The following is a 6,189-nucleotide window of genomic DNA, read 5'->3' as shown; positions in this document are numbered from 1 at the left end:
GGTCAGCCGCTATTGCTGCCGTCGTATTCTTGCTGCATGCAAGCTTTGGATTCCGGTCAATGGTGAGATGAGAATCTGCAAAGAACTCAAAAGCAGGCTGAACGAGTGATCCGTCCGACCTGCTGACTAGAAAGCAGAAGCCCTCGGGCAAGGGCACGCCTTGCTCACCCGTTGTCACCGTCGCTGGTGAAGTGATCGCATGCGCGGTGCAGATTTCGACGTCGTAGGCCATGGCGCCGAAAGCTATCAGGTACGCGAAAAATTTTTTGGCGCGTGAGCCTTACGGTACATTAACAAATGGAATGAGAATCAGATGTGTTTTTTACTGTCATTGATTCAGTGGTTTACGCCTGATCGTGAGCCTACTGGTACGCTTGATGTGAAGGACAGCCCAAACTCTAGCAGGGGCGATGTGCGCAGAAGCCCACCGGATTCGGTCATCGCGTACTCGAGATTTTCGCTTTCGCTACCAACTTGGGGGTCCGCTTGACCCTGGCAGTCGATAGCACGCGGTCTATGGCTACCGAAGCGCGCTGGCAGTGAGTTGGCATGAGCAAATCGGAGACGACGCGCCTGCTACTGCGCATCCTTCGGCGAATCGTATCGGCTGGAACGACGTGTGCGTGCGGCGCTTCCACATTAGTTTCTGCCGGCGCAGATAGGGGTGCCGTAGAAGGCCTGCAGCACCTCCACTGAGAGCGGCCTCTCGATTGCCGTCTCCGGCGTCTCCAAGACGAACCCTATGGAAGACCTACTTGAGGCTTGTTCGCATGGTGGTCCATATCTGTTCCATTTTTGGGAGAGAACCATCCGTACATGTGTGCTCTTGCGAAGCGCCATCGAGACGACGCTGTCATTGAAGCTAACCTTCGGTCCTGCGGGCCGGGTTGGATGCACTCTCCAGTTGCATGATGCGATCAGTCAGGCGTGCAGATGCGATCTGCAACCCGTCGTCGTCCGCCGAGTACGGAGAGCCAAACAACGGTATCTCGATCCATAGGCTCTCTTGGCCGTCATGCACGTATGGGCCGTGGTCATCCAGCAGAAGGGCGTCGCCCAAGCGGGGGGAGACATAGGAGAGATCCTTTGTCTTTCCAGACCAATGGATGTAGCGAAGTCCGGAAAACCATACCGGTACACTGCCTTCCGTAGCCAGCATTCCCGCAATGCTTCGGGCGAGGGCTTCGGGAACCRTGGTGAACAGCACAAGTTCCTCGAACTGAGATCGGACATCCTCAAGGAACCTATATAGGCCTGGGCGAGGGATCTGACTGACTGCGTTCGAGATGAGCGTACCCTCGAGGTCCAACGCCAGGATGGTTGGCTTCATAAGGAGTTCCTGTTGGGATCTTTCGACCCAGAGTAATCGTGTCGTTAGGTGACTGCCTACTGCGTAGAGCGAATCATGCTGGTTCGGTTTACGCATCCTGGAGCGTTCCGCGACCACTCACTTCCGCTGGATTGCTTCTGAGACTTCTATAGCCCAACGAGAGGTGTGGATGATCCGGGCCTCTTGTAGCTGCTCTTGGAGGATCTGGCGCTTGGTGAGCTGAGACACCTCCTCCCATTCGTTCCTGAAGATGTAGGTGGCGTTGCCTGTCTCCGGGCTCTCGAACACGTACCGATTCTTTCGCGTGAACCCGAAGACGATGTACTCACTGAAACCGCCTAGTCCTACTGCCATAAAGTCTGGCTCGTGACGAGTGATGGTCCGGATACGCTGTCTAGCGGCTGCGCGATCGCTTTCGGTAAGCTGCTCCAGATAGTTATCCAGCACCTGCATCGCTCGATCGAACGGGAACTTCCCAGGAGGAAGAATGCGCCAGTTGACCTTCTCGACCCTGACTGGCACCGCAAGGTTCGGGTCAACGATTTCAAAGTGTGGGAAGCATTCCAGGTAGAGGTTGAGGAGATTTGCAATGCTCTCTTCTAGCTCCGTCCGATCAATGATCCTCGTAGCCATTGCGATACCACCGTCTGTCTCCACGGCGGTGAGGAATTCACCAGGTGGTGCAATGTGTTCCCGGGGATAGGTTTCGTAAGATCTTGTCTGAGTGCCGTGGTGGGTTTGCCCGTGCCAGTCCTTCCACGACGTGTTGATCGATCGAGACTTGGTGATCATCGGAAGGTCCTTTCTGACGATCTCTTTGCCTCGGGCATTGAAGAACGTCGCGGGCCCTTCGGCGCTTGGCACAATGGAAGCACCCGCTTGCGGAACGCCGTCAAATCCCAGCATCGCCGCTTGGTCCACTGTGAGTGGGCTGCTAAGGAGACGAAATTGTGGCAATCGCTCAATCGTGCTTCGGTAGACTGATAAACCTCTCACTTGCTTGGGCATACGCTAGTCCTTGTCATGAGGAAGCGGGATAACCAAATACGTTTAGAGAGCCGTCTGAGCTTACTACGCAGGAGGGTCTAGTTCAGTTTCGGGGAGATGGTATCAGCACTCGGGAGCCTGTTACTCCTTGTCCCTGTGAGCACCGCTCCGACTGGATCCTTCGCTCGTAACTGATGGTGCTACCACGCTTTTCGTCTGGTTAGAAAAGTTGACCTTGTGGCGACTTCTCCTGGGGAGGTTGAAACAGATGAGTGGCGAGCGCAGGCAGCCTCGTGAATCCGAGCTCACGATGCTTTTTTTCAAATCGCTTGCGGATCAAGTCCGCCACCGGTCCAGTTCCGGACATTCTGGTGCCGAAGCTGGCGTCGTACTCCTTCCCGCCATGCATCTGTCGCATCAAGCTAAGCACGTGCGCGGCCCGATCAGGGTAGTGCAGCTCGAGCCATTCTCTCCAGATCTCTTTGATCTCGTTAGGTAGCCGGAGAAGCACGTAGCCAGCTGCCCGGGCACCGTGTTTGTGCGCGGCCTGAAGGATAGCTTCTAGGTCATGGTCCGTGATCATGGGGATGACAGGCGCGATCAGAACCCCAACCGGGACCCCTGCATCGTGCAGCTGATTCATTGCTCGCAGCCTGGCGTGGGGAGCGGCAGCTCGCGGTTCCAGCTTTGCCGATAGCTTCCTGTCGAGCGTAGTGACCGAGAAGTAGACCGTAACCAACCTGTCCTTGGCCATCGACGCCAGCAGTTCGATGTCCTTGGTGATCAGGGCGCTCTTGGTGACGAAGCTCACCGGATGCTTGGCATCAGCAAGCACCTCAAGGCATTGGCGTGTAATTTGGTAGTTCCTTTCAATTGGCTGATAGCCGTCTGTGTTTATTCCCAGAGCAATTGGGGCGCACTTGTAGTTCGACTTGCTAATCTCCGCTCTGAGCCGCTCTGGGGCATTCGTCTTTGCAAATAGGCGCGTCTCGAAGTCCAAGCCCGGTGAAAGGCTCAAGTAGGAATGGGAGGGGCGGGCAAAGCAGTAAACGCACCCATGCTCGCAGCCGCGGTACGGATTTACCGACGCGCTGAAGCCAACGTCGGGGGATGTGTTGCGGCTGATCACCGTTCGCGCTCGCTCTTCCTGTACCTGAGTTCTCAACTGCGGCGCGTCTTCCATCTCCTGGTAGACCGATTCCCAGCCATCGTCGATTCCCACTGTTGCAGTGGTATCGAAACGGCTCGCGACACGCGATGCTGCCCCTCTACCTTTGAGGGGAACTTGGGCCTTTCGAGCATCCTGTTCCATGGCAACAACTTGGGAAGGTCAGGTTGTTAGTATTATTGCTAACCACAGCCACCGCAACACCCTGGAATTCAGCTAGCTGTAGKCCATTGGGTAATCTGGCGAGAAAGTTTTACCCAAACTTATCCACAACTTCGGCTTGTGCAGTCTTTGTCAGCTACGTTGACCGTGGAGCGCTTTGGCTTCGGCCAAGAAGGTTTGCATCAATGCACGCGATCGACGTGTTGCTGCAGGCAGTTGAATACCCAACTGCGCGCAGAGCGAAGTCGCGTACGCCATCTGTGCACCCGTGGGTGGCTTGATGTCCCAATCTGTGAGTTGCGGGATGAGCTTTGACAGCTCTTCTGCCAAGCGGCATTCGAAGCCCCTGGCTTGCCCTTCCTCCTCCTGCATCCGACGCACCTGCATTGCAACTTGCTCCCTGCCCATGGGCGAGAAGGGAACCTCAAGCGTGAACTCCAGTTCCGGACATACGAGGTAAAAGTTCATGAGATGGGCAATTAGTACTTATAAGTAGACTACCTTTAGAGGCGTAGTCTTTAAAGTACCGGGACCACAAGCTGCTTCGTATGGTCGAGCATACGAATCAAGCGAAACTTGCAGATGTGATCCGCGCGCATCGTATTGCTCTGGGTGTCAGCCAGGAAGTCTTTGCTGACCACATCGAAATGCACCGCGCCTACTACAGCAAGATCGAACGTGGCGAAAAGAACGTCACTCTCGCTACCTTGGAGCGCGTGGCTGATGGTCTGGGCACGTCGATGTCAGCCTTGCTACGCGCCGCAGGTCTCTAACTTTCTTCGCAGCTAAAGAGCGAGGGCCAGCTCGTCCGAGAGGGGCGAGCTCGTCGTTGCTGCGCGCGCTCCTGCCAAGCCGATGTGTTTACTGATACTCCTCTAAACTATTGATCTATATCCATTTGTCTGGTGAACAATCAGGGGGTATTGATACCATGCTCGCAGCCGCGATACGGATTCACCGATTGGCTGAAGCCGACGTCCGGGGAGTTGTTGCGGCTGATGATGCTGCGAGCGGTCTCCGCGCGTACTTCCGTGCGCAGGCGCGGGGCGAGGAACTCCTCGCTGTCGTCCACTGCCCAGCCGTCGTCCACCGCTTCGCTGACGGTGCTTTCAAAACGCCCCGCAAGATGGGACGTGGAACCCCGGCCCTTGATGGCGGCCTGGGCGTTGCGAGGGGGGTGCTGCATGTTGCCCTCCGGCCGTTACGGGATATTAGTATTATTGCTAACCACAGGTGGCGCAAGCGGCCAGGATTCACGTAGCTGTAGGCGCGCAGGCACGTGGGACCGCACGTTGACCCCAGACTTGTCCACAGGGTTGCATGGCTTGGGACCGGGCACGCGCCATCGCCGCGGCAGGCCAGCATGGGCCACGGGTGTCTCAGCAGCTGCGATGGGAACATCGGCTACAGGGGCGCTTGCCAGGCCGGAACACGGGGACCTGCCGCACGTCTTCGGGCTTCAACCCAGCGGGGAAGTCCCACGCACTGCTACAGCAGTGCCAGGTAGCCCTTCACCGTGGCATCGAGGCCGTCGTACAGCGCCTCGCCGATCAGCGCGTGGCCGATCGACACCTCCAGCACCTCCGGCACGGCGGCCTGGAAGTCACGCAGGTTGTCCTGCGACAGATCGTGCCCGGCATTCACACCGAGGCCGACGGCCTGTGCACGGCGCGCGGCCGTGGCGAACAGTTCCAGCATGGCGCGGGCGTCGCCGGCGGCATGGGCCTCGGCATACGGGCCGGTGTACAGCTCGACGCGGTCGGCGCCGACATCGGCGGCCTGCTCCAGCAGCGGATTGCCGGCATCCACGAACAGGCTCACCCGGCATCCCATCGCTTTCAGCTCGGCCACCAGCGGGCGCAACCGCTGCGCATCGCGTTCGAAGTCGAAGCCATGGTCGGAGGTGATCTGGCCATCGCCATCGGGAACCAGCGTGGCCTGCGCCGGGCGCGTCTGCGCGCACAGCGGCAGCAACCCGGGGTAGCCCTCACGCGGCGGCGCGAACGGGTTGCCTTCGATGTTGAACTCCACACCACGGGCACGGGTCAGCGCCGACAGCGCCAGCACGTCCTCGGCGGTGATGTGCCGGCGGTCGGGCCGCGGGTGCACGGTAATGCCATGCGCGCCGGCATCCAGGCAGGCCTGGGCGGCACGCACCACGTCCGGTTCGGTACCGCCACGCGAGTTGCGCAGGACGGCGATCTTGTTGACGTTGACGCTGAGCTGGGTCATGGAACGGGACTACGGGGAGTGAGAGGGAGGGTCGCTGCCGTCGGCCGGAGCAACCTTGGCCTGCTCGCGCAGACGCCTGAGTTCATCGCTGTCCACCAGTGTCGCCGGATCACGCTGAAGGTCGCCGAAGCGTGCGGCGTATCTCCCGCGCACCCATGCCAGCAGGAAGGCGAGGGTACCCAGCAGGGCCAGCGACATCAGGCCCATGTTCGGTGTTTTCAGCGCAAAGGCGAAGCAGCCCAGCGCCAGCAGCAGGTACAGCCAGTACATTGTCAGTCTCCCCGGGCCACCGCCGCAGTGTAGCGCTGCC

8 protein-coding genes and 1 pseudogene are annotated in these 6,189 nt (G+C 58.7%); 1 reads left to right on the top strand and 8 read right to left on the bottom strand.

All coding sequences use genetic code 11. From position 1 onward, the window contains the following. The 5 genes from AC1DJN_RS02070 to AC1DJN_RS02050 form a co-directional block, all read right to left on the bottom strand. Positions 1–232 (bottom strand): hypothetical protein (locus AC1DJN_RS02070; protein ID WP_478038699.1); only part of this gene is annotated, 232 nt, incomplete at its 3' end. Positions 233–862: 630 nt separating this feature from the next. Beyond that, positions 863–1,330: an NIF family HAD-type phosphatase gene (locus AC1DJN_RS02065; protein WP_478038697.1), complete on the bottom strand. Its 468-nt coding sequence runs from the start codon at positions 1,328–1,330 to the stop codon at positions 863–865. A gap of 117 nt (positions 1,331–1,447) precedes the next feature. After that, positions 1,448–2,236 (bottom strand): hypothetical protein, encoded by a 789-nt coding sequence (locus AC1DJN_RS02060; protein ID WP_238582229.1) that lies wholly within the window; start codon positions 2,234–2,236, stop codon positions 1,448–1,450. A 301-nt stretch (positions 2,237–2,537) separates the two neighbouring features. Continuing rightward, positions 2,538–3,629: a PA0069 family radical SAM protein gene (locus AC1DJN_RS02055; RefSeq protein WP_059065724.1), complete on the bottom strand. Its 1,092-nt coding sequence runs from the start codon at positions 3,627–3,629 to the stop codon at positions 2,538–2,540. 150 nt (positions 3,630–3,779) lie between these two features. After that, positions 3,780–4,115: a hypothetical protein gene (locus tag AC1DJN_RS02050; RefSeq protein ID WP_049412845.1), complete on the bottom strand. Its 336-nt coding sequence runs from the start codon at positions 4,113–4,115 to the stop codon at positions 3,780–3,782. Between the two features lie 80 nt (positions 4,116–4,195). Here AC1DJN_RS02050 and AC1DJN_RS02045 point away from each other — a divergent pair, with 80 nt between their 5' ends. Further along, on the top strand, positions 4,196–4,420 hold the full coding sequence (locus tag AC1DJN_RS02045) for a helix-turn-helix domain-containing protein (RefSeq protein ID WP_049412847.1): 225 nt from the start codon (positions 4,196–4,198) through the stop codon (positions 4,418–4,420). Between the two features lie 155 nt (positions 4,421–4,575). On the opposite strand, the pseudogene AC1DJN_RS02040 reads toward AC1DJN_RS02045, so the two are convergent. The 3 genes and pseudogenes from AC1DJN_RS02040 to AC1DJN_RS02030 all read right to left on the bottom strand — a co-directional run. Further along, positions 4,576–4,833, bottom strand: a pseudogene (locus AC1DJN_RS02040) (hypothetical protein); the annotation flags it as partial. A 302-nt stretch (positions 4,834–5,135) separates the two neighbouring features. Then, positions 5,136–5,879 carry a pyridoxine 5'-phosphate synthase gene (locus AC1DJN_RS02035; protein ID WP_442251403.1) on the bottom strand — a complete coding sequence of 248 codons (744 nt, stop codon included), beginning with the start codon at positions 5,877–5,879 and terminating at the stop codon, positions 5,136–5,138. Positions 5,880–5,888: 9 nt separating this feature from the next. Next, positions 5,889–6,149 carry a membrane protein gene (locus AC1DJN_RS02030; protein ID WP_025875543.1) on the bottom strand — a complete coding sequence of 87 codons (261 nt, stop codon included), beginning with the start codon at positions 6,147–6,149 and terminating at the stop codon, positions 5,889–5,891. Positions 6,150–6,189 lie beyond the last annotated feature (40 nt).

This window comes from Stenotrophomonas sp. 05L414_2, assembly GCF_056397905.1.
Note: the sequence above shows the minus strand (reverse complement) of the source record. Positions and strands in the feature narration are given on the sequence as shown.

Coding starts and splice junctions, on each gene's coding strand:
- AC1DJN_RS02060 (WP_238582229.1), bottom strand. CDS start 2,236: ATGCTGGGATTTGACGGCGTTCCGCAAGCGGGTGCTTCCATTGTGCCA.
- AC1DJN_RS02055 (WP_059065724.1), bottom strand. CDS start 3,629: ATGGAACAGGATGCTCGAAAGGCCCAAGTTCCCCTCAAAGGTAGAGGG.
- AC1DJN_RS02050 (WP_049412845.1), bottom strand. CDS start 4,115: ATGAACTTTTACCTCGTATGTCCGGAACTGGAGTTCACGCTTGAGGTT.
- AC1DJN_RS02045 (WP_049412847.1), top strand. CDS start 4,196: ATGGTCGAGCATACGAATCAAGCGAAACTTGCAGATGTGATCCGCGCG.
- AC1DJN_RS02035 (WP_442251403.1), bottom strand. CDS start 5,879: ATGACCCAGCTCAGCGTCAACGTCAACAAGATCGCCGTCCTGCGCAAC.
- AC1DJN_RS02030 (WP_025875543.1), bottom strand. CDS start 6,149: ATGTACTGGCTGTACCTGCTGCTGGCGCTGGGCTGCTTCGCCTTTGCG.